The following is a 22589-nucleotide window of genomic DNA, read 5'->3' as shown; positions in this document are numbered from 1 at the left end:
GATCGTCGACGATGCCGATGACGCGTTCGCCCGAAGCGCGGATGTCCTTCAAGTAATCGACATAGCGCTCGTTGCCGAGCGGGCCGAACCGCTCCTCGATCATCACTTCGGCAAAGCCGATGATCGCGTTGAGCGGCGCCCGGATCTCGTGGCTGAGACGCGCCAGCACGTCCGCCTTGGCGCCGGCGGCGCGTTCGGCGAGCCGCTTCGCCTGGTTCAGTTCGGTCTCGGTGCGCTGGACCTGCGACAGATCGCGGAATACGGCGAAGAAATTCGGCCCGTCGGCGCGGGTCCGGCCGATCGTCATGCTGAGCGGAAACAGCCCGCCTTCACGCACCTGACCGAGCGCTTCGAGCCCGTGGTCGAGCACGCTCTGGGCGCGGCCGCTCTTGATGCTGTCCAAGTAATCGAGCACGGCGGCGCGGCTTTCCGTCGCGAACAGCTCGATCAGATTGTGCTGCGCCAGCGCGTCGCCGTCGTAGCCGAACAGCGCTTCCGCGCTGCGGTTGGCGGCGCTGATCTGGCCGGCTTCGTCGAACATCAGCACGCCTTCGGCGGTGGTGTCGAGGATCGCGCCGAGTTCTTCGGCGTTCGCGGCGCCGACCACCGAGGGCGCATCCTCGAGCGCAGTCGCCGGCGCGAACGGCAATTCGGCCACGGCGGTCGGTGCAGGGGCGGGCGAGCAGATCAGCGCCAGCGCCTGATCGCCGTCCCAGGCGATCGTGAATAGCCGTGCTTCGGTCGGGGCCGCGTCGCCGCCTTGCGCGGCGGTGATGGTGATCGGCGTGCCGGTCTCCGAACTGCTGCTGGAATCGCCGACACCGGAGTCGACATACAGCGCATCGAGGCCGCCGGCCTCTTCGAGCGCGGCGACGCTCGGAAAGCCCATCCGCGCCAGGAACGCGGGGTTTGCATAGAGCAGCCGGTCGAGCCGATAGATCAGCACGCCGACCGGCATCAGATCGAGCAGCAGGCGGTCGCGCGCGCTGGCGCCGCTTGCCGGTGTGGGCGCCGGCGCGAGCCACTCCGCGCGCGGGGCGTCCGGCGTCTCGGTCGGTGCCGTTTCCTGCTCCGCCGCAACTTCGTCGTCGGCAATCGATGGAGCATCGGCGGTCGGCGGAGTCTCGCTTGCGAGCCGGGCTGCCAGTTGCTGCGCCAGTTCGTGGAAGGCGCTGTTCTCGCCCGGGGTCAGCGACGGCGCACGCGCGTCGTTGGCGGCGCGGAACGGCAGGACGTTTTTCGGGGTATCCACGGGCGTGTCCAAGGGGTTCAGGAGCGGGTCCAGAGCAGGGGCCTGGTCTGAAGCTGGGGAATGCGGCGCGCGATCGGCCGATAGCGGCTGGGGCGGCGGTTCGTTCGAGCCGTGCCGGCGTAGCGCAGCGAGATAATCGAGCGCGGCGAGATCGCGGCAGACGCCGAAGCCGCGATAGCCGGCAAAGGCACCGCTCGGATCCTGCACCGGCAGGCCGGACATTTCGATCGGCAGCCGCAGCGCGGCGCCGTCCGCCGGCCATTGCAGGGTGATGCCGCTCCAGGTGTGGCGGGTGGCAAGTGCGGCCGCGACGAGACCTTGCGGATCGAGCCTGAGCCGGTCCGCGACTTCGCTCCAGCGCTCCCCGAGATTGGCGGCGGTGTGCGGGCCGATCAGGCGGAGAAATTCGTCGGAGGCGATCGCCAGTCGGTCGGCCAGATCGATCTGCCAAACGAAGCGCAGCGGATGCCGGCGCGGCGCAGGTAGTTCGTGCGGCGTGTCGACGGCGGGTGCAGCGTCGGTTGCCGCCGGCTCTGCAGCGGCCTGCTCGGGTGCCGCGGATTGTTCGGTGGCCGGCTGCTGGTCGTTCGCGGCGACGTCCGGTGCTGCCGGCTCATCGGCGACGGCCTCGATGTAAGGCGAGGGCTCATGCGACGTTTCAGGCGCGACAGGCTGATCGACTGAGACCACCTCGGCGGCGGGCTGTTCGACAGGAGCAACCGGCGGCGAAGGCGGCGCGTTGGTATCGACCTCGTGCAGCTGCGGCTCGGTCGATGCCGGCTGCGCCTCGGCAGCAGGTGCGACGTCGTCGAGTAGCGTGAATTCGGCAGGCGCTTCGCTCAGGATTGCGAAGGTCTCGTAGTCGGGCTCAGCCGTTGCCGCCTCGGTTTCGGCCGGCTGCTGATCGGATGCGGGGGCTGGATTGCTCTCCAGTTCGACGGGCGGCTGCGTCGCGCTGGACTCGTCTTCTGCATCCTGGGTGACCGCGATCGGCTTTGCCACAGGCTCAGCAGCGTGCGGAGCTTCGACAGTCGGCTCGGCCTGCGTGGCGGGCTCGACCGGCGCCTCAACGGCCGTGGGATGCTGGGCTTCAAGCTGTGGATCTGGATCGGTCTGAGGCTGCGGTTCTTGAGACGTGGTCTTTGGCTGCGGAGCAGGCTCGGTCGTCGTGCCCGGCGCCAGCAGCGCGATCAGGCCAACATCCGCGCCGCTGCCGACCCGCTGCAGCACCAGATGGCCAAATCCGATCGGCGTCTCAGCGCGGCCGAGCCGCAGCGCGTCGGCGCGCGCCTGGTCGAGACCGGCTTCACTCAGATTGCGGAAGCCGAGCAGCGTGCGCGCGGCGGCGCTGGACCCGACGAACAGGCCGTCGCTGGCAAAAGCTGCGATCGGGGTGTCGACGCCTTCGACCAGACCGCGCAACCGGTCGATCAATGGCATCGGGCGACCGATCGATTCTGCGGCGGCGATCAGAACCCCGGCGCTGCCATCGGCGAAAAACAGCCGGGTGCAGGCGCTGGTCACCAGCGCGCCGAGCGGGGCGCCGAAGCCGCGCAGCCGTTCCAGCCGCGTCGCGCCGTTCTGCGGCAGCTTGGCGGCGAGCTGGGCGACCTGACGGCGATGCGGATCGGCGGGACGGAAGCTGCGGCCGGCGAGCTCTGCGGCGTTGGCGGCGCCGAACAGCCGGGCGGCGACCGGGTTCGCCCAGAGCACGCGGCTGCCGTCGGTCGACCACAGCCACGCCGGCAACGTCCGGGTCGCGTGCACCGCGAGCCGGGGATCGTCGACCCCTCGCAATTGAAAGTCCCAGTTCGTCATCGCTACTCGTACGCCCGGCTCGCCAGCGGTTGCGCCTGTGGCCGACAGAGCGCGGGGCCTGAGAACCTTAACAATTCATTATCGCCAGCGGCTCCCGTTAGGTCCACGTTTGCGATGAGGCTATCCCGTCTTAAGCGCCGATAACCTTAATTTGGCCACGCCTGAGGACCTGGAAAGCCCTGATCGCGTTGGAAGGTTGCAAAACCATGACGATCGGTCACGATGCGCTAGTCGACATCCGCCGGTCACACCGGCGATGCGATAGGTCGGTAAGGTCTTCGGCGCCGGGTCGAGCAGCGGCGTAACAGGCGGAAGGAGCTGACGATGGATCAGGAAGAGCGTGATCGGTTCGAGATTCCCAAGGAAATGCGCTCGATGGCCGAGGCCGGGTTCGATCAGGCCCGCAAGGCGTTCGAGCACATGCTGTCCAGCGCCCAACAGACTGCCGCCACCATCGAAGATCGCGGCGCCGCCGCCCGGGCCAACGCCAAGGAGATTACCGGCCGCGCCGTCAGCTTCGCCGAGCGCAACGTTCATGCGGCGCTCGACTACGCCCAGCAGCTTGTCCACGCCAAGGACCTTGGCGACGTGATGCGGGTGCACACCGAATACGTTCAGTCGCAGATGAAAGCGCTTGCCGAGCAGGCCAGCGAGCTCGGCCAGGTCGTCACCAAGGCGGCTCAGGACGTGGCCAAGCCGAAGAGCTGAGCCTTTACGTCCAATCGGCCCGGCGGGGCACCGGCCCCGCCCACCACGCCCATGGCGCGAAATGTGGCAGTGCAATGCAATTTTATGTTGCATTGCACAATTTCTGTGGTATTTTGTGATGAATGGACGGCCTCGGTCGTCCCGGCTCGGCGTCCAGCCTGAAGATTGCGCAGGCCGCTCGCGCGGGTCACTTGGATTTGCCCCACCAGCGAAGGATGCCCCTATGGCCGACTCGAGCGATCCGTTTTCCACCGTGATGCCGTTCCAGCTTCCGGAGCAGGTCCGCGCCTTCGCCGAAAAGGGCGTGTCGCAGGCCCGCGAAAGCTACGCCAAGCTGAAGGACGTCGCCGAGACCCAGAACGGCACCATCGAGGCGGTTTTCACCTCAGCCAGCAAGGGCGCGACCGATTATTCGACCAAGGTGTTCGACTTCGTGAAGACCAACACCAGCGCCAGCTTTGACTTCGCGCAGAGCCTGATCGGCGCCAAGACCCTGCCGGACGTGATGGAATTGTGGACCTCCCACGCCAAGAAGCAGATCGAGACGCTGACCGCGCAGACCAAAGAGCTCACCGAGCTGACCCAGAAGGTCGCCGCCGAGACGGTCGAGCCGATCAAGGCCAACGCCTCGAAGATCTTCAAGCCGGCCGCCTGATCCGGCCCGGTTTTCAATTTTTTCAGGGCCCGGGCCATGCGCCCGGGCTTTGTCGTCGGAAGGTTGTTGTCGACAGTACCCCCGACATTGGTTTTGCAGCCGAACACGGTCTTGCCAAAGCGCGGCGTTGCACCTAGTTTCCGCCCGTTCGCGGGCCACCTCGGCCGCGCCGGATGCAGTTGTAGCTCAGTTGGTTAGAGCGCCTGTCTGTGGAACAGGAGGTCGGTGGTTCGAGCCCACCCAACTGTACCACTCCTAAAATCCCTCTTTTCAGATCGATCAGCCGCCCAGCCGCCGAAATCGAGCGGACCGACGCGCTTGGCCTGCCCCCACGCGCCCGAGATCGCGTGTGCGGACTCGTGGCTATGCAACACTCCCATAATACCGTTTCGGGGAGATTCTTCGTATTCACCTTAACTCTATCTTGATGCGCCCCGACCTAAGATTGCGACAAGTTGCGTTGAGTTTAGTAACCGGAGTTTGCGGATGCGCCTGAGTAAGCCGCGCATTGTCGTTTTGGGCATTGCTCTCGCCGCCGGCGCTGCTGCCGCGTTCCTGGCGAGCAGTTCGGACTCGGAGCGACCCCGCCAGGTCGCGGAGCCGACTCCGCAGCTCCAGACCGTCGATGTTCTCGTCGCGAAATCGAATATCGCGCTTGGACAGCTCGTCACGCCTTCGGATGTCCGGTGGCAGAGCTGGCCGGCCGATAGCGCCAGCGAGCACTTTCTCCGTCGCGACAAGATGCCCAACACCGAAGCGTTTCTCGCCGGGACAATCGCGCGCTCGCCGTTCGTTGCCGGCGAGCCGATCCGCGAAGTCAAACTGGTGAAGCCCAACGGCTCCGGCTTCATGGCGGCGATCCTGCCGACCGGCATGCGCGCCGTCTCGACGGAGATTTCGCCGGAGACCAGCGCCGGCGGCTTCATTCTTCCCAACGACAAAGTCGACGTGATCCTGACCAAGCGTGACAAGAGCTCCGACATTCCCGGCGCCAAGGACACGGTGACGTCGACGACGATCCTGACGAATGTGCGTGTGCTCGCGATCGACCAGCTGCCCAAGGAGCGGGAAGGGCAGAACAACGTGATCGGCAAGACGGCGACCCTCGAGCTCACAGGCGATCAAGCCGAGGTGCTGACGCGGGCCCGGCAGTCCGGCACGCTGTCGCTCGCGCTGCGCAGCATCGCGGATGCCCGGCTTGTGGCCGAGGCATCGGACCAGGGCGACAAGCAGATCACGATATACAAAGGCACGGACAAAGAGCTCTACAGCTGCGCGCCTCTCTGCGAACGCAGGTGAGCCTTCCAAGAACCCCCACGAGGCGGTGAGCCTACCAAGGTGGGCCGTCCCGCCTTGCCGGCGCTAGGCGGCGACGGAATTAGCCCAAAACCACCTGCCGAGATCGTCCCCCTGCCAGCCGCTTCCTGAGCGGGCGGCCGCCATCGCGTTGTGGCATTCCGTTCGGAACGGAATGGCGGACGGTCACGTTGCTTGAAGCGAAACAAAGCGCGGGGAGCCGGCATGACCGACCGGGAATTAAGCGATCAGGCGATTGCCGTGTTGGTGGATGTGGCCCGGATAGCCGGCCGTGACCTCAATGCGGGCCAGCGTCTCGAACTCGACCGGCTGGTTTCGGATGGCCTGGTGGCCGTCAGTCATTCCGGCGATCCGGCCGGGCAGTGCCATTATCGTCTCACCGTGGCGGGGCAAACCGCTTTGGACCAGCGCGGCGTCGGCGCCAACGAAGCTTAGCGTCCAGCCTCTTGGCGTCCAGCCTTGTCGCGCAGAGCCGGCTCGCGCGCTGCTTGCGAATTCCTCGCGCCTCACGCACACTCCGCCGGTCAGCCAAATAACAACAAGGCGGCCGAACGCCTGCGGGGAAACGTCAGCACAGCAGGGGTGGCCATCCATGATCTCGACCCATTCGATCTTGCCGCGCGTCGTTCGTCGTCATGGTCTTGTTCTGGCCGCCAGCTTTGGTTTGTCACTGATTGCAGGTTCAGCGCTGGCCTACACCGCCGAGCAGCAGCAGGCGTGTACGGGCGACGCGATGCGGTTGTGCGGTGCGTTCGTTCCGGACGTCGACCGGATCACCGTCTGCATGGTGCAGAACAAAGCGCAGCTCACACCCGCCTGCCGCGCACACTTCGGGCCGACGCCGGTGGCGATGCAGACAAACGAGGCCGTGCGCCGCAAACCAACCGGCCTCAAGCCCCGCAAACCTCACAAGCGCGAGCGGCAGTAACTGACAAAGCCTCCGCGGTTCCGGGATCTGCGCGACAGCTTGCCGCGTTGGTGCCGAAATCGACGCGCATATCTCGCGCCTGAGGAGAGCTTTGTGACAGAGATTGATCACCGCGCCGAACTCGACCGCCATCTGCAGTGGTTCGAGTCCAAGCTACCACCCCGGCCGGCGCATTTCGTCGGCTGGCTGCGGCGGCCGTCATCAAAGTACGTCCGGCTGCCCCTCGGCGTCGCCCTGGTTGGCGGCGGCATGCTGAGCTTCCTGCCTGTCCTGGGCTTATGGATGCTGCCGCTCGGCATGGTGCTGATCGCCCAGGACGTGCCGGCGCTGGAGAAGCCGACCGCACAAACACTGAACTGGATCGAGCGCAAATGGCTGGAGCGGCAACGCGGCCGTGGTGCGGATACTAAGCCGTTCGATGCTGATCAGCAGACGGCGGGCTCTGATACATCCGCCAAGACCGCGGCCTGATCAGCAGCGTGTCATCAAGCCGCTATTCAAAAACCGTCTTCGGGACTCAATGAGAGCCTGTGCGCTGCGTCAATCCCGGAACTGGTGTGACTCAAAAACCAGCCGATCGCTACAATCTGGCGAGGCGATGATCACTGCCTGCAATTTTATCTTTCACGAATCAACGAGCTGATTCACTTTGCCGCCAAGGTCAATCGGGAGGCCAGGGTATGAACGTCATCGTTTTTGCTTCGCGTAAAGGCGGCTCGGGAAAAAGTACCCTGGCTGCTCACTTGGCTGCACAGGTCCATAAAGCCTCGCGTCCGTGTCTGCTGATCGATGCCGATCCGCAGGGCTCGCTGACGCTGTGGCACAAACTTCGCGGTACCAACGAGCCGCCGCTGCGGACCGCAACGCGGTCGATCACCGACATCGTGGCCGCCGCTAAGCGCGATGGCATCGAATGGATCTTCGTTGATACGCCGCCGAACCTGTCTGCGGTGGTCGACGATGCGATCCGCAACGCCACGATGGTGATCATTCCGGCGCGGCCCGGCGTGTTCGACGTCAACGCTGTGCAGGATACGATCCAGACCTGCCGCTCGCACCGCAAGCCCTACGCGGTGGTGCTCAACGGCGCCCCGGCGCTGCGTGACGAGGTCGAAAGCCGGATCGTCACCATCGCGCGCGATGCGCTGGCCAAGTTCAAGGCTCCGGTCTGGGGCGGGCAGATCACCAATCGTGCCGATCTTCTGATGGCGCTCGGTGAAGGCCAGGGCGCCCGGGAATACGCCGCCGAAGGCCGCGCGGCTTACGAGATCAACCGGCTCTGGGCGGCGATCGAACGCTCGGTGAAGGCGATCCGCGGGGCCGGAAATTCCGGCATGCACAAGCAAGCGGCCTGATCGCAAACCAACACGACTGCAGCGCGCGGCCACCCGCGCGTTTTTTCATGAGTTGTTGCGACCGATCGCCGCGTGCGCGCGGACAGATGATTGCGCAGAAAAAAACCGGGCCCACGAAGAGCCCGGTCTAAGGTCTTTGGCCTGATAGGCCGACACAATCACCTTCCAAGAGGGATAGCTGAGCCGCCGCGCCACTGGAGGAGGGGGACTTGATGCAGCGCGACCCCTCAACGTGAGAACGATTTGATCCGCGATCCGGCGGCCCGGCAAGCGGGCCCCCCGCATGTCAGACATGCGGAGCCCCGGGAGCGACAAATCAGCCCGGCCAGCGTTGCGCCTTGTTGACCACGAAGTCGCGGAACACCTGCACCCGCGCCACCGTCTTCAATTCCTCCGGATAGACGAAGTACGTGTCGAGCTGGATTGAATCTTCCTCGCCGAACAACTGCACCAGACGGTTGGTGTCCTCGATCAGGTAATCCGGCAGCGCGGCGATCCCGAGACCCTGTTGGCAGGCGCGCACCAGGCCGAGGATGTTGTTGACCTTGAAGTAGGGCTCGCGCGGACCCATGCCGTTACGCCCGGCTTCGATCAGCCAACTCCGGTTTTGCAGATGCGGCGGCACCTGGCTGTCGCTCAGCATGATCAGCCGGTGATTGTCGAGATCCTCCAGCGTCCGCGGCGTCCCGAAATTCTTGATGTATTCCGGCGAGCAATAGGCGTGGAAGCCGATCGAGAACAGCTTGCGCTGGATCAGGTCGGGTTGGGTCGGCTTGCGGGTGCGGATCGCGAGGTCGGCCTCGCGCATCGACAGGTCGAGCTCTTCGTCGGTGACGATCAGCGAGATCCGGATCTCTGGATACAGCGCGGTGAATTCGCCGAGCCGCGGCACCAGCCAGTGAATGCCAAGCCCCGGCGTCGTGGTGACCTTGAGGTCGCCGCTCGGCCGCTCGCGGCTGTCGGTGAGCTTGGCGCGGGCCGCCTGCAACTGCATGAACACGTCATGCGCGGTGCGGAACAGCAGATCGCCTTGTTCGGTGAGGATCAGGCCGCGGGCGTGGCGGTGAAACAGCGACACCGAGAGCTCCTGCTCCAGTGCGCTGACCTGCCGCGACACCGCCGACTGCGACAGCCCAAGCTGCTCGCCGGCATGGGTGAAACTCCCCGCTTCGGCAGCGGCGTGAAAGACCTTCAGCTTATCCCAGTCCATATCGGTGAACCCGTCGCGGTGTCGCGCCATCCAGAGAGTTATTCGGCCGCTTGGCGGTCGCCGGCGCGCAGCGCCAGGAAGCGTTCGGCTTCGAGAGCCGCCATGCAGCCCATTCCGGCTGCGGTGACGGCTTGGCGGTAGGTCTCGTCGGCGACGTCGCCGGCGGCGAACACGCCAGGTACCGAGGTTGCGGTCGAATTCGCCGCGACCTCGACATAACCGGACGGTTTGAGCTTGATCTGGTCTTTGAACAGCTCCGTCGCCGGAGCATGGCCGATCGCGATGAACACGCCGTCGGCTTTGACCTCGCTGGTCGTGCCGCTCTTGACGTTCTTCAGGCGCACGTGGGTGACCTTGGTCGGGTTCTCCGCGCCGCAGATCTCGTCGACCGCGACGTCCCAGATCACCTTGATCTTCGGATGCTTGAACAGCCGGTCCTGCAGGATGCGTTCGGCACGGAAGTGGTCGCGCCGGTGCACGATGGTGACGCTGGCGGCGAAGTTGGTCAGGAACAGCGCTTCCTCGACCGCGGTGTTGCCGCCGCCGATCACCACGACATCCTTGCCGCGATAGAAGAAGCCGTCGCAGGTGGCGCAGGCCGAGACGCCGAAGCCCTTGTAGGTCTGTTCGGACGGAATACCGAGCCAGCGCGCCTGAGCGCCGGTGGCGAGGATCAGCGTGTCGGCCAGATAGACGTCGCCGCTGTCGCAGGTCAGCCGGAACGGCCGCTGGCTGAGGTCGAGATCGACCACAAGGTCGGTCTTGATCCGGGTGCCGACATGCAGCGCCTGCTTCTCCATCTGCTCCATCAGCCATGGGCCTTGGATCACATCGGCGAAGCCGGGGTAGTTCTCGACGTCGGTGGTGATGGTGAGCTGACCGCCGGGCTGCATGCCCTGGATCAGGATCGGCTCCAGCATCGCGCGAGAGGCGTAAATCGCGGCGGTATAACCGGCGGGCCCGGATCCAATGATCACGACCTTGGCTTGAACCGGACTCGGCATGAATCAGTCCCCGAAACTGAGGGCGGCGCGACGCAGGGAAAGGCCTGGCTGGGGCATCGCCAATGGGCGGAAGATCAGACAGAAGTCTATGTTATTTGGCGAGCTATGCAAGATTTGCAATACCTCCGTGCAGGATTTCCCACCAAGAATAGAAAACGAGCTGTGAGCATCGCGAAATAAAATTACCCAAATTTCGCGGGGTGCGCTAAGAGAGGCTGTTTCTAAGCCGAATCCGCCTTGCGGGAATAGCACCAGCGTGACCAAGAGCCTCGACCAGATCGACCTCAAGATCCTGCAGGAAATTCAGGACGACGGCCGAATCACCAATGTCGAACTGGCCAAACGGGTCGGGATTTCGCCGCCGCCGTGTCTGCGGCGGGTGCGGACGCTGGAGGAAGAGGGCTACATCCTCGGCTATCGCGGGCTGCTCGATCCGGCGCATCTCGGTTTCGACGTCACGGTGTTCGCCTCGGTGCATTTGTCGAGCCAGGCCGAGGCCGACCTGCGCGGGTTTGAGGAATTCGTCCGCAACGAGCCGCTGGTACGCGAGTGCTGGATGCTGTCGGGCGAAGTCGACTTCATCCTGAAATGCGTCGCGCCCGACATGGCGACGTTCCAGAATTTTGTCGCCCATCTCACCGCCGCCCCGCACGTCCGCAACGTCCGCACCTCCCTAGTCCTGCGCAATTCGAAATACGCCGCCGCGGTGCCGTTGGAGCTGAAGGCGGCGACGACCTGAAGCCGCCGCCGCGATCGTTTCAGCGCTGCTGCAGTGTCAGCGATCGCGCCGCAGGATGCGGTCGAGGCTGATCGGTCCGCCGCCCGTCGTCACCAAGTACAAGCACGTGAAGCACATCGCGATCGCCAGGCTGCCGCCGTTCAGGAGCGGCAGCCAGACCGGCGTTGCGCCCTTGAAGACGTGGCCGAGGAAATACGCGAACGCCATCTCGCCCGACAGGATGAAGGCGACCGGGCGGGTGAACAGGCCGAGCATCAGCAGCGCGCCGAGGATCAGCTCCAGGCTGCCCGCCGCGCCATACAGCGAGAACAGCTCGACCTTGGCGAACATCGGCACAGCGGGAAATTTGAACAGCTTGGCCACGCCGTATTGAAACAGCAGCAAACCGGTGATGAAGCGGAGCAGGCTCAGGGCAAACGGCTGCCAGCGCGCGAACGACTGATTCATGGACGATCCTGATTCTCGAGGTGGGGCAGTCACGGCCGAGCAAGAATGCCGCCGACCGTACGGAACCTTGCCGCAACACCCTGGCACCAGCGACTGAATTCACCGTGAGCCGCTGGAGTTCGGGCAACAAAAAAGCCGCGGCGAAGCGCGGCTTTTTCGTTTCGTTGGCGGTGTGCGCTGGTCAGCGCCACTCGACCTTGGCGATCTCGTAAGCCTTGGCGCCACCCGGGGCCACGACCTCGACCGAGGAGCCCGCTTTCTTGCCGATCAGCGCCCGCGCCAGCGGGGAGGTGATCGAGATCTTGCCCTTCTTGGCGTCGGCTTCGGCCTCACCGACGATCTGCCACACCGCCTTCTTCTCGGTGTCCTCGTCGATCAAGGTGACGGTGGCGCCGAACTTGACGGTGTCGCCCGACAGCTTGCTGACGTCGATGATGTCCGCGCGCGCCAGCTTGTCCTCGAGCTCGTTGATCCGGCCCTCGTTGTGGGACTGCTCTTCCTTGGCCGCGTGATATTCGGCATTTTCCGAGAGGTCGCCATGGGAGCGCGCTTCGGCGATATGCTCGATGATGCGCGGACGGTCCACCGACTGGCGATGCTTCAACTCGTCCGAAAGTGCGGCGTACCCGCTCGCAGTCATCGGTATCTTTTCGACCATCGTCTCTTCATCCTTCAAGAATACGTTGCGGATCGCCGAACCCTGCTCGCCCGCAACGTCGTCGGGTGTTTACGGCGGCGCCGCGCCTGTGCGGCGTCCGAAGTCGGTTCAAAACGGCACCAGAGCTGTCCGGCAAACGCCGGAGAGAACAATTCCAATGCGGGCGGGTTCCCCGGCCTGACGGCCTGTCAGTCGATAGCCGGCCGCTCGGGCCGGGCGACGATCAGCTTTCGGAAAAGTAGCTCTGCAGGGTCCGGACCTCAAGGTCCCCATCCAAATAGGCCCGGATGCCCTTTGCGGCAGCCACCGCGCCCGAAAGAGTGGTGTAATAGGGAACTTTATGCAAGAGGGCAGCGCGCCGCAGCGACCGGCTGTCGGCCAGCGCCTGCGGTCCCTCAGTGGTGTTGAACACCAGTTGCACTTCGCCGTTCATGATGGCGTCGACGATGTGCGGACGGCCTTCCAGCACCTTGTTGATCTTCTCCGCGGGCACGCCGTGGTCCGCCAGATAGCGCTGGGTCCCGGAGGTGGCGATCACCCTGAAGCCAACCGAGTGCAGCAGCTTCACGGCGTCGAGGATCCGCGCCTTGTCGCTTTCGCGGACTGATACGAACACGGTGCCCTTGCGCGGCACGCGGGTGCCGCCGCCGAGCTGGCTCTTGGCGAAGGCGACCTCGAACGAGCGGTCGAGGCCCATCACTTCGCCGGTCGAGCGCATCTCCGGGCCGAGCACGGTGTCGACACCCGGGAAGCGCGCGAACGGGAACACCGATTCCTTGACGCCGACATGGTCGAGCGTGCGCTTCTTCAGGCCGAGGTCGGCGATCTTCTCTCCCGCCATGATTCGCGCCGCGAGCTTGGCGACCGGCATGCCGATCACCTTGGCGACGAACGGCACGGTACGGGACGCGCGCGGATTGACCTCCAGCACGTAGATCTCGCCGTCCTTGATGGCGTACTGCACGTTCATCAGGCCGACGACGTCGAGGCCGAGAGCCAATTCGCGGGTCTGGCGCTCCAGCTCGGCGATGGTTTCGGCGCTGAGCGAGTGCGGCGGCAGCGAGCAGGCGGAGTCGCCGGAGTGAATGCCGGCCTCTTCGATGTGCTCCATGATGCCGACGATAAAGGTGTCCTTCCCGTCCGACAGACAGTCCACGTCGACTTCCGTCGCGTCCGACAGATAGCGGTCGAACAGCAGCGGGTTGGTGCCGAGCACGGTGTTGATCTGGCCGGTCTTGTCGTTCGGATAGCGTGCCTTGACGTCGCCCGGCACCAGCTCGGGCAGGGTGCCGAGCAGGTAATCGCTGAGCTGATTGTCCTCGCGGATGATCTGCATGGCGCGGCCGCCGAGTACGTAAGACGGACGCACCACCAGCGGCAGGCCGAGTTCGGCCGCGACCAAGCGGGCCTGCTCGACCGAGTAGGCGATGCCGTTCTTCGGCTGCTTTAGCCGCAGTTTGTCGAGGATGCGCTTGAAGCGATCGCGGTCTTCGGCGAGGTCGATCGCGTCCGGGGAGGTGCCCAGGATCGGCACGTCGGCGGCTTCAAGGGCGCGCGCCAGCTTCAGCGGCGTCTGGCCGCCGAACTGTACGATCACGCCGCGCAGCGTACCGTTGGAGCGCTCGGTGTCGATGATCTCGAGCACGTCTTCGGCCGTCAGCGGCTCGAAATACAGTCGGTCCGCGGTGTCATAGTCGGTCGACACCGTTTCCGGGTTGCAGTTGACCATGATCGATTCGTAGCCGGCGTCGTGCAGCGCGAAGCAGGCATGGCAGCAGCAGTAGTCGAACTCGATGCCCTGGCCGATCCGGTTCGGACCGCCGCCGAGGATGATCACCTTCTGCTTGTCCGACGGCCGGCTTTCGTCCGACGCCGGGCCGGCGAACGGCGCCTCGTAGGTCGAATACATGTAGGCGGTCGGCGAGGCGAACTCCGCCGCGCAGGTGTCGATGCGCTTGAACACCGGGCGGACGCCGAGCGCGCGGCGCTTGGCCTTGACCTCGGCCTCGGTGGTGTTGGCGAGCACGGCGAGGCGGGCGTCGGAGAAGCCCATCGCCTTCAGGGTGCGCATGCCGAACGCATGATCCGGCAGGCCCGCGTCGCGGACCCGGGCTTCCATGTCGACGATGCCGCGGAGCTGCGCCAGGAACCAGGGATCGATCTTGCAGGAGTTGAAGATCTCTTCATCCGACCAGCCGAGGCGCATCGCCTGCGCGACCTGCAGCAGCCGGCTCGGCGTCGGGGTGCCGAGCGCCGCGCGAATCGCATTCTTGTCGTCGCCGCGGCCGAGCCCTTCGATTTCGATCTCATCGAGACCGGTGAGCCCGCTCTCGAGGCCGCGGAGCGCCTTCTGCAGGCTCTCCTGGAAGGTGCGGCCGATCGCCATCACCTCACCGACCGACTTCATCGCGGTGGTCAGGTTGGCGGAGGCGCCGGGGAATTTTTCGAAGGCGAACCGCGGAATCTTGGTGACGACGTAATCGATCGTCGGCTCGAACGACGCCGGCGTTGCGCCGCCGGTAATGTCGTTGGCGATTTCGTCGAGCGAATAGCCGACCGCCAGCTTGGCGGCGACCTTGGCGATCGGGAAACCGGTGGCTTTCGACGCCAGAGCCGACGAACGCGACACCCGCGGGTTCATTTCGATCACGACCAGCCGGCCGTCATCCGGGTTGACCGCGAACTGCACGTTGGAGCCGCCGGTTTCGACGCCGATCTCGCGCAGCACCGCCAGCGAGGCGTCGCGCATGATCTGGTATTCTTTGTCGGTCAGCGTCAGCGCCGGCGCGACGGTGATCGAATCGCCGGTATGCACGCCCATCGGATCGAGATTCTCGATCGAGCAGACGATGATGCAGTTGTCGTGCTTATCGCGCACGACCTCCATCTCGTATTCCTTCCAGCCGAGGATCGATTCTTCGATCAGAACCTCGTTGGTCGGGGAGGCGTCGATGCCGCGTTCGACGATCTCGATGAACTCGGCCTTGGTGTAGGCGATGCCGCCGCCGGTGCCGCCCATCGTGAACGACGGCCGGATCAGCGCCGGGAAGCCGATCTCGTCGAGCGCGCGCAGCGCGTCGGGCAAGCTCTTCACCTGGCGCGAGTTCGGGGTTTCGAGCCCGATCTTGGTCATCGCCTCGCGGAACCGCTCGCGGTCCTCGGCCTTGTCGATGGCGTCGGCGGTGGCGCCGATCATCTCGACGTCGAACTTTTCCAGCGTCCCGAGCTTGCGCAGAGAAAGCGCGCAGTTCAGCGCGGTCTGGCCGCCCATCGTCGGCAGCAGCGCGAAGCCGCCGGGGATGACGTAGCGCTCCTTCTCGATGATCTTGGCGACGATCTCAGGGGTGATCGGCTCGATATAGGTCGCGTCCGCCAGCTCCGGATCGGTCATGATCGTCGCCGGATTGGAGTTGACCAGGACGACCCGATAGCCCTCCTGCTTCAGCGCCTTGACCGCCTGCGTGCCGGAATAGTCGAATTCGCAGGCCTGGCCGATCACGATGGGACCGGCCCCGATGATGAGGATGGTGGAGATGTCGGTTCGTTTGGGCATCAAATCTCGCTGACGCGGGCGGAAATCGCGGGCACAAAAAAAGGGCGCGCAGCCGCGCGTCCCTCAGGTCTTCAAGCGCCGGGCCGTCCCAGGCGCGCGGGAGGTGTCTTAGACCAGTTTCCCGGGCGGCGAAAGGCCTTCGAGTCGCCCGTCAACCGGCAATTTCGGCAAGATCTGGAGGCCCAGCCTGGACTTGAACCAGGAAAAAGAGCGTTGCACCGCCCCCGCGTTAATCTTCCGCCACCGGGCCGAGCGCATCTTGGCACTTCACGAAGGGGTGATCCAGCCCGGAGCGCGGCTATCCTTAATGCAATGCGGCCTTTGGGCTTTGGTCATTTAGGATTGGGGCCGGGCAGAGCGGCGTCCGGCGGGGGCGGGCGTCCGCCGCGGTGCAAAAGTACCGAAGTGTCTCGGGCTCGCGGCGTTGCGGCCTCCCTTCTGGTGCGGGCTGCAGTCACGAACTCGTGTCCGTGGCTGCGTAACAGGCCGGCGCGAGCCCCGTATCTTGAGCGCAACAGCCAGGCCGATGGCCTCGGCCTCAACCTCGCGAGGACAGCTTATGCGCGCTCCATTTGGTCGCCTTGCTCTCTGCGCCGCCGTTGTGGGGGCGCTGGCGTGGTCCGCTCTCGGACCGTCTCGGGCGGCCGAGGAGCCGGTGGTGATCCCGCCGCCGCAGCTCGATGCCAAAGAGGCCGGCGGGATTCAGACCGCCGTATTTGCCGGCGGCTGCTTCTGGGGCGTGCAGGGCGTGTTCCAGCATACGGCCGGTGTGGTCAATGCGCTGTCGGGCTATGCCGGCGGTAGCAAGGCGAGCGCGAGCTATCCGCTGGTCTCGACCGGCACGACGGGGCATGCGGAGGCGGTCGAGGTCAAATACGATCCGAAGCGGATTTCCTACGGCAAGCTGCTGCAGATCTATTTCTCGGTCGCGCATGATCCGACGCAGCTCGATCGCCAGGGGCCCGACACCGGGCCGCAATATCGCTCGGCGATCTTCACCACCAGCGACGAGCAGAAGCGGATTGCCGACGCCTATATTGCGCAGCTCGACGCCGCCAAGGTGTATGGCGCGCCGATCGTCACCAAGGTCGGACCGCTGAAGGGCTTTTATGCTGCGGAAGCCTACCACCAGGACTACCTGACGTTGCACCCCACTCAGCCCTATATTGCGTACAACGACCTGCCGAAGATCGGGGCCCTGAAGAAACTGTTTCCGACGGAGTATCTCGACAAGCCGACGCTGGTGAGCAGCGTCAAGGCCACCAACTGACGGTGGGTTCGACGGTTCAGGAGGAACGATGGCCGACACCAATACCACGAGGCCCGGCAAGGTTCAGAAAAGCGAAGCCGAATGGCGCAAGGAGCTAACGCCGATGCAGTACGCCGTGCTGCGTGAGAAGGCGACCGAGCGGCCGTACACCGGCGAATACGAATACGAGACGCGGCCCGGCACCTATTTGTGCGCTGGCTGCGGCCAGACGCTGTTCGAGTCCGATACCAAGTTTGATTCCGGCTGCGGCTGGCCGAGCTTCACTGCGCCAGCGGCGACGGGTGCGATCGACGAGGAGCGCGACGTCAGTCACGGCATGATCCGCACCGAGGTGCTGTGCTCGCGCTGCAGCGGCCATCTCGGCCACGTGTTTCCCGACGGCCCCGGGCCGACCGGGCTGCGCTACTGCATCAATTCGGCGGCGCTGAAGCTCCAGCCGAAATAGCGGGTCGCAATTGGCACGATCATCAGCGAAGCGGGCGTCCTTGGCGCCCGCTTCTTGTTTGTGGAATTTACAAAAGCGAAGCGAATTCATTCAGATAGCGCAATCGTGGCGACCTTGAGTCGCAAATCCGCGCATCGTGCCTATATGAAGTGGGTCGGAATTGAAGCCGCCGGTGCCGATCAAGATCGCTTCCGTGTGGCCATCACCCTATTCAGGAGGCCACTTCCACCATGGCGTTCAGCTACGATACCGCCGCCGAACTGTTTCCCGCAGCGATCCGCAAGAAACGCCGGACCGGCGTCGCCTATCGCCGCTTCAGCAAGGCGGCCGAAGCGGTGCGCTACGCGATCGAGGAGTTGCCGGCGGATTGCCTGAACGGCGCCTATCTGCAGGTCGACGAAGCCCGCTTCGACCACAAGGGCATCCGCACGCTTTACGAGAGCGACGAGTATCCGCTGCAGCGCCGGGCGTCGTGATCGAAACGCGTCCGCGCCAGCAGGGGATCTGTTTTAGAACGCCCTGAAGCTCTGAATGTCGCAGCGATCGACGATCGCGGCAAACCGATAGGTCTCGAGCTTTCCACTCTTGTAGAACAGTGCGTAGGTCTGCCGCGCCTGATCCGGTGCCTTGCTGCGCAGGCAGACGATCCAGGGTGTGACGGTGACCGGATCGGCCTCGATCGGACCGGCGATCTCCCAAGGCTGCGGTAGCTTGGCTTCATCGCCGACCTTCTTCAGATCAACCGCCATCACCGCCGCCTTCGGCGCCTTGTCGCCGCCATCCGGTAACGCATCGAGAATCGACGAGCAGCCGGCGAGGGCGAAGCACGCCGTGGCGACCACGGATCGCATTAAGAGCGCATGATACCGAATGACTCTGTCTCCGTGCCGGGCAGTCGAAGGCAATCCCAGGGCTGCTCGCGATGCAACGATGCTAGCCTGCTCGATTTCTCTGGCACACGCCGCCCAGGATTGTCGAGGTGTCCTGGTTGAGGAGCAGAACGTCGGTGCCCAGAACGCTCTTCTTTCGCAGGTAGGTCTTGCAAACTGTCGCACAGAAGGGTTCCTGGAGATGACTGTCTATTCTACAAGGTCTCCCCTGCTCCAGCTCCCTGCGCAAAGTCTGATGGTCTACTGTTATGAAGCGAGCCTTGATTTTCGGAATATCCGGCCAGGACGGCTCTCTTCTCGCCCGGCATTTGATTGATCTGGGTTATGAGGTGATAGGGACGTCCCGCGACAAAGAAGTCACTTCGTTCAGGAATCTCATTGCCCTTGGAATCCGCGACAAAGTGAGACTCTATTCTGCCAGCTTGACGGATTTTCGCAGCATCCTGCAGGTTGTATCGGAGTGCCTTCCAGACGAAATCTATAATCTCGCAGGCCAATCGTCCGTGGGGCTTTCCTTCGAGCAACCGGTCGAAACCCTCGATTCGTCCATCTTTGGGCCGCTGAATATTCTGGAAACAATTCGGATATTGAAGCTCGGTTCGCGTCTCTACAACGCCTGCTCCAGCGAGTGCTTTGGCAATACCCTCAATCACGCCAACGAATTGACGCCGTTCAATCCTCGGAGTCCCTACGGAGTGGGCAAGGCGGCTGCTTTCTGGACAGTTGTCAACTATCGAGAGGCCTACAAACTATTTGCGTGCTCAGGGATTCTTTTCAATCACGATTCGGTATTGAGGCCTCGGCGCTTCGTCACGCGTAAGATTGTCGCTGGCGCCGCTGACATCGCTGAGAGGAAGATCGACTGCTTGCGTCTAGGTAATCTGGCTGTCACCCGTGATTTTGGCTGGGCTGCTGAGTATATTGAAGCGATGCATCTAATGCTGCAGGCGGATACTCCTGATGACTATGTGATCGCTACAGGGCAGACCAATACTTTGGAGAGTTTTGTTAGCGAGGCATTCGCTTATTTCGGGCTCGATTGGCGGCACCACGTCGAAATTGATCAGTCTCTCTTTCGGCCTAATGAAATTATGCACAGCGCGGGCGACCCCAGTAAGGCTGCGTCCAATCTGGGCTGGAAAGCCCAGATCTTAATGGTTGATGGGATTCGTCGTCTGGCCGAAAGCGAGCTGCAAGCGAGGCATCTCGACGGCAAGTAGCTCTTGCTTGTAGGCGTCATCAGATCGTGCGATATAGTGCCGAACTACGCTGGCGGCACGACGTTGACGGCTTAGAACATGTCGTGCGTTCGCTGCGATGCCTACTTTCGACCCCGCGGCTAGTCCGGAAACTACCTCGTAGTCGATCGCTTCCATCAGCTTCGGCCGAGCGCCCCGGGGGGCGCTGTCGCAGGCTACCACCACCTTATCGAATTCGCCGATCAGCGTGTCGCGCTCCATGCCGAGCGCCTGTACAGCGTCAGGTTTTATCTCCTGGTCGAACAGCCAGCGCGCGTCATACTTGCGAAAGCCGGTGTGCTTCACAATCGGCTCGGACTAGCAAGTGCTGGCTGTCAAAGCGGCTGCGACGTCGGAAACATGGCGATCTTTCGTAGAAGGGATGGTGCAGCCGACGCCGAGTCTTACGAACGAAAGGAACTCTGCCAGACCGTCGCGGCAGGCCGCGATGAACGCATCGGGGTCGCGCGCACCTGTTCGACGGCCAACGCCAGCATGATCGATTCCACCTCAGGTTGTTTGTCGATTGTAACTCCCACCAATATTGCGAAACTTGCGTCCTGCTGCGCCGGCTCGAGCTGGATGTAAATCGCAACCCCGATCTCCGAGCCTGGTTGCGTCTCGTGAAGCGTGGGCGGTTGCTGAGCTGGTCGGCGGCAGAACAGCGCCGGGACAATCGTAAGAACTTGCGCGCGCCCCCCTGGCGGTCAAGACTGGAAAACTGTGAGACCGGAAGGTTCGCAACATCCGGTACGGCGACTTTGCCTCTCGCAAAGAGGAAAATGCTAAACTCTGCAGAGTCGAAGGTTGTGACCGAGTTCCGAGGGATTTAGCTAGTAGCCAATCGCGCTTTGTCTAAGCTCACGTTGCCCACGCGTTAAGGAGCCTAGTTTGTTCTCTTCGTCCAGGTTGAGGGTCCTCCACGTTTACAAGACTTATTTGCCCGACAATTGCACCGGCGTTCCTCGGGTCATCTATGAAATTGCCGAGCAATTACAGGGGGGCGGCGTCGAAACTCAAGTCCTCTGCCTGTCGGATACCCCAAGTGATACCCCGATATTGACTGGAAGCCACATCACCCACCAAGCGAAGCAGGATTTGTTCATCGCGTCGACTGGATTATCAGTGTCGGTGTTCAGGCGTTTTAATGCGCTGATTCGGAACGTTGATCTCGTTCACTATCACTTTCCGTGGCCTTTGGCCGACCTGCTGCACCTGACAGCAATGCGCAAGGTGCCAAGTATCGTTACCTACCACTCAGACGTTGTGAAACAACGCGTTCTGGGATGGCTCTACCAACCGCTTCAGCGTTGCTTTTTGAACTCGGTCGACCGGATTGTCGCAACGTCTCCTCAATATGCGTCGACGAGCGGGGTCCTTCGACGGTTTGCTTCGAAGACAACCGTTATCCCGATCGGAATCGCTGACCGTGTGCCGCCGAACGATGTCGCGATCCGCTCGTGGCTGAATCGGGTTGGTAAGGATTTTTTTCTTTTCGTTGGTGCGCTGCGTTACTATAAGGGGCTGCCGTTCCTCTTAGAGGCGGCTCGAATGAGCGGCTTGCCGGTTGTGGTCGTCGGTGGTGGGGGGCGCCACCTCATTGATGTTCCGCCAAACGTGGTCTTTGTCGGTGCCGTGAGCGATGAAGACAAAGAAGCGCTGCTATCCCTGTGTCGTGGGCTTATCCTACCGTCACATTTGCGCTCCGAGGCCTTCGGCATCGCATTGATCGAAGCGGCGCGGGCCGGAAAGCCGTTGATCTCGTGCGAGATCGGAACTGGCACAACGTTTGTGAATATTCATGGGGAAACCGGCTTGGTGGCGCCTCCGGCCGATCCCGCCGCGCTCGCGGAAGCTATGATCCGTCTCGCTTCGGCGCCCGATGCCGCCGCTCAAATGGGAGAAAACGCCCGCCGACGGTACGAGCAGTTGTTCACCGCGGGCGACATGGCCCAGGCTTATAAGGCGCTCTACCTGGACGTTGTTGGGATCTCGACCAGACGGGTCGATTGAGTTGTATCCCACGGCACTTGATCGAGGCGACGGCTTCCTCTACGACCTCGCTGGGTCTCGATTGGGCGATGAGATTTAGCCGCCAGACGAGCCTTCCGCGCTTCGAAGCGCTCGATCGTCTCGTTGTCTTCACCGCCCTACTGCGGTAGACGGCGTCTCCGCGGGCTGCGAAGCTCTACCAGCTGTTGTGTCTCCTACATGAAACGCGCACTCGTCACCGGCGCCTCAGGGTTTATCGGGTCATGTCTCGTCGCAAGGCTCTTGGCCGACGGCTGGGATGTCCACGTCATCTTGCGGCCGCAGTCGTCATTGGCTCTGTTGTCGGACGTGGCAGCGAGGATTTCGGTTCAGCGGCATAGCGGGGCGACGGAGCAGATGCTGGATATCCTCGCCGCCTCAAAGCCCGACGTGGTTTTCCATCTCGCGGCGCAAGCGTCTTCCGATCATCTTCCAAATGACGTTGAACAGATGATCGCCAGCAACGTCCTGTTGTCCACTCAGTTGGCAGAGGCAATGATGCGGACTGGCGTGACGAGGCTCGTGACAACTGAAACGTTCTGGCAGCATCGTTCCGGAGCCGATGAATATCAGCCTGTTTGTCTCTACGCTGCTACAAAACAGGCGGCCCGCGACATTCTTCGATATTACGTCGATGCCGGTTCGATCAACGTGATCTGTCTTGTCTTGTTCGATACCTACGGACCGCGCGATCCGCGCAAGAAGCTTGTCAACTTGCTGAAGGAAGTTGCGCGTGATGGTCGAGAGATCAAGATGACTCCTGGCGAGCAGATCATCGACCTCGTCCATGTCGAAGACGTCACGTCGGCCTATCTGCGGGCCGCAGATCTGTTGATTGAATCGGCTCATCCTGCGCTTCGGACTTACGCGGTCAGCTCAGGCGAAAGAATGAGCTTGCGTGACCTTGTTGGATTGATCGAACGAGTGTGCGATTTGTCGTTCTCGATCAAGTGGGGCGGCAAACCCTACAGACTAAACGAAGTATTCAATCCGTGGCTCGGTGAGACATTGCCGGGATGGAGGCCCAAAATCGGCCTCGCCGCGGGGCTTCGCGACGTGTTTGGAGGATGA

General features: G+C 63.2%; 22 protein-coding genes and 2 tRNA genes. 15 read left to right on the top strand and 9 right to left on the bottom strand.

The window, feature by feature from the left end; genetic code table 11:
• The coding region (locus DYI24_RS01375) for a PAS domain-containing protein (protein WP_164570973.1) at nucleotides 1-3070 on the bottom strand (3070 nt) is incomplete at its 3' end.
• Nucleotides 3071-3394: 324 nt separating this feature from the next.
• Between DYI24_RS01375 and DYI24_RS01370 the strand changes: the two genes are divergently transcribed.
• From DYI24_RS01370 to DYI24_RS01335, 8 genes are all read left to right on the top strand, one after another.
• On the top strand, nucleotides 3395-3778 hold the full coding sequence (locus DYI24_RS01370; RefSeq protein ID WP_107345756.1) for a phasin: 384 nt from the start codon (nucleotides 3395-3397) through the stop codon (nucleotides 3776-3778).
• Between the two features lie 223 nt (nucleotides 3779-4001).
• On the top strand, nucleotides 4002-4433 hold the full coding sequence (locus DYI24_RS01365; RefSeq protein ID WP_164570972.1) for a phasin: 432 nt from the start codon (nucleotides 4002-4004) through the stop codon (nucleotides 4431-4433).
• Between the two features lie 175 nt (nucleotides 4434-4608).
• A tRNA-His gene (locus DYI24_RS01360) sits at nucleotides 4609-4685 on the top strand.
• Between the two features lie 234 nt (nucleotides 4686-4919).
• The gene (gene cpaB, locus DYI24_RS01355) at nucleotides 4920-5732 is read left to right on the top strand and encodes a Flp pilus assembly protein CpaB (protein ID WP_164570975.1); all 813 of its coding nucleotides are present in this window, start codon (nucleotides 4920-4922) and stop codon (nucleotides 5730-5732) included.
• A 222-nt stretch (nucleotides 5733-5954) separates the two neighbouring features.
• The gene (locus tag DYI24_RS01350; RefSeq protein WP_164570971.1) at nucleotides 5955-6185 is read left to right on the top strand and encodes a hypothetical protein; all 231 of its coding nucleotides are present in this window, start codon (nucleotides 5955-5957) and stop codon (nucleotides 6183-6185) included.
• 157 nt (nucleotides 6186-6342) lie between these two features.
• A complete protein-coding gene (locus DYI24_RS01345) occupies nucleotides 6343-6678 on the top strand; it encodes a hypothetical protein (protein ID WP_164570970.1) in 336 nt (111 codons plus the stop codon).
• Nucleotides 6679-6771: 93 nt separating this feature from the next.
• The gene (locus DYI24_RS01340; RefSeq protein WP_164570969.1) at nucleotides 6772-7149 is read left to right on the top strand and encodes a hypothetical protein; all 378 of its coding nucleotides are present in this window, start codon (nucleotides 6772-6774) and stop codon (nucleotides 7147-7149) included.
• Between the two features lie 209 nt (nucleotides 7150-7358).
• Nucleotides 7359-8033, top strand: a complete 675-nt coding sequence (locus tag DYI24_RS01335; protein WP_107356738.1) for an AAA family ATPase — start codon at nucleotides 7359-7361, stop codon at nucleotides 8031-8033.
• Between the two features lie 316 nt (nucleotides 8034-8349).
• Here DYI24_RS01335 and DYI24_RS01330 read toward each other — a convergent pair whose 3' ends face one another.
• Together DYI24_RS01330 and trxB are read right to left on the bottom strand one after the other, a co-directional pair.
• On the bottom strand, nucleotides 8350-9273 hold the full coding sequence (locus DYI24_RS01330) for a LysR family transcriptional regulator (protein WP_164570968.1): 924 nt from the start codon (nucleotides 9271-9273) through the stop codon (nucleotides 8350-8352).
• A gap of 8 nt (nucleotides 9274-9281) precedes the next feature.
• Entirely contained in the window at nucleotides 9282-10247 is a 966-nt protein-coding gene (gene trxB / locus DYI24_RS01325; protein WP_107356737.1) for a thioredoxin-disulfide reductase, read from the bottom strand.
• 256 nt (nucleotides 10248-10503) lie between these two features.
• On the opposite strand from trxB, the gene DYI24_RS01320 reads away from it, so the two are divergent.
• Nucleotides 10504-10986 (top strand): Lrp/AsnC family transcriptional regulator, encoded by a 483-nt coding sequence (locus DYI24_RS01320; protein WP_011159609.1) that lies wholly within the window; start codon nucleotides 10504-10506, stop codon nucleotides 10984-10986.
• Nucleotides 10987-11022: 36 nt separating this feature from the next.
• Here the strand turns inward: DYI24_RS01320 and DYI24_RS01315 are convergent, their stop codons facing one another.
• The 4 genes from DYI24_RS01315 to DYI24_RS01300 all read right to left on the bottom strand — a co-directional run bounded on the left by DYI24_RS01315 (nucleotide 11023) and on the right by DYI24_RS01300 (nucleotide 15894).
• Entirely contained in the window at nucleotides 11023-11433 is a 411-nt protein-coding gene (locus tag DYI24_RS01315) for a DoxX family protein (RefSeq protein WP_107345748.1), read from the bottom strand.
• A 181-nt stretch (nucleotides 11434-11614) separates the two neighbouring features.
• A complete protein-coding gene (greA, locus tag DYI24_RS01310) occupies nucleotides 11615-12091 on the bottom strand; it encodes a transcription elongation factor GreA (protein WP_011159607.1) in 477 nt (158 codons plus the stop codon).
• Between the two features lie 223 nt (nucleotides 12092-12314).
• Nucleotides 12315-15644, bottom strand: a complete 3330-nt coding sequence (gene carB, locus DYI24_RS01305) for a carbamoyl-phosphate synthase large subunit (protein ID WP_164570967.1) — start codon at nucleotides 15642-15644, stop codon at nucleotides 12315-12317.
• Between the two features lie 175 nt (nucleotides 15645-15819).
• A tRNA-OTHER gene (locus DYI24_RS01300) sits at nucleotides 15820-15894 on the bottom strand.
• 309 nt (nucleotides 15895-16203) lie between these two features.
• On the opposite strand from DYI24_RS01300, the gene msrA reads away from it, so the two are divergent.
• The 3 genes from msrA to DYI24_RS01285 all read left to right on the top strand — a co-directional run bounded on the left by msrA (nucleotide 16204) and on the right by DYI24_RS01285 (nucleotide 17835).
• A complete protein-coding gene (gene msrA, locus DYI24_RS01295) occupies nucleotides 16204-16914 on the top strand; it encodes a peptide-methionine (S)-S-oxide reductase MsrA (RefSeq protein WP_164570966.1) in 711 nt (236 codons plus the stop codon).
• A 28-nt stretch (nucleotides 16915-16942) separates the two neighbouring features.
• Nucleotides 16943-17359: a peptide-methionine (R)-S-oxide reductase MsrB gene (gene msrB, locus DYI24_RS01290; RefSeq protein ID WP_164570965.1), complete on the top strand. Its 417-nt coding sequence runs from the start codon at nucleotides 16943-16945 to the stop codon at nucleotides 17357-17359.
• A 230-nt stretch (nucleotides 17360-17589) separates the two neighbouring features.
• Nucleotides 17590-17835 (top strand): hypothetical protein, encoded by a 246-nt coding sequence (locus DYI24_RS01285; protein WP_164570964.1) that lies wholly within the window; start codon nucleotides 17590-17592, stop codon nucleotides 17833-17835.
• 33 nt (nucleotides 17836-17868) lie between these two features.
• Here the strand turns inward: DYI24_RS01285 and DYI24_RS01280 are convergent, their stop codons facing one another.
• Complete coding sequence (locus DYI24_RS01280) at nucleotides 17869-18210, bottom strand: hypothetical protein (RefSeq protein WP_164570963.1); 342 nt, start codon at nucleotides 18208-18210, stop codon at nucleotides 17869-17871.
• 287 nt (nucleotides 18211-18497) lie between these two features.
• On the opposite strand from DYI24_RS01280, the gene DYI24_RS01275 reads away from it, so the two are divergent.
• Entirely contained in the window at nucleotides 18498-19469 is a 972-nt protein-coding gene (locus DYI24_RS01275) for a GDP-mannose 4,6-dehydratase (RefSeq protein WP_164570962.1), read from the top strand.
• Here the strand turns inward: DYI24_RS01275 and DYI24_RS01270 are convergent.
• Nucleotides 19401-19793 (bottom strand): hypothetical protein, encoded by a 393-nt coding sequence (locus DYI24_RS01270; protein ID WP_164570961.1) that lies wholly within the window; start codon nucleotides 19791-19793, stop codon nucleotides 19401-19403. The two genes, DYI24_RS01275 and DYI24_RS01270, sit on opposite strands and share 69 nt — an antisense overlap.
• 603 nt (nucleotides 19794-20396) lie before the next feature.
• On the opposite strand from DYI24_RS01270, the gene DYI24_RS01265 reads away from it, so the two are divergent.
• Nucleotides 20397-21500 carry a glycosyltransferase gene (locus tag DYI24_RS01265; protein ID WP_164570974.1) on the top strand — a complete coding sequence of 368 codons (1104 nt, stop codon included), beginning with the start codon at nucleotides 20397-20399 and terminating at the stop codon, nucleotides 21498-21500.
• A 198-nt stretch (nucleotides 21501-21698) separates the two neighbouring features.
• Nucleotides 21699-22589 carry an NAD-dependent epimerase/dehydratase family protein gene (locus DYI24_RS01260; RefSeq protein WP_164570960.1) on the top strand — a complete coding sequence of 297 codons (891 nt, stop codon included), beginning with the start codon at nucleotides 21699-21701 and terminating at the stop codon, nucleotides 22587-22589.

The organism is Rhodopseudomonas sp. BR0C11 (assembly GCF_010820945.1).
In the GTDB taxonomy this organism is placed as follows: Bacteria; Pseudomonadota; Alphaproteobacteria; order Rhizobiales; family Xanthobacteraceae; genus Rhodopseudomonas; species Rhodopseudomonas palustris_H.
The sequence above is the reverse complement of the archived record's forward strand: the minus strand, read 5'-3'. Positions and strand labels throughout refer to the sequence as shown.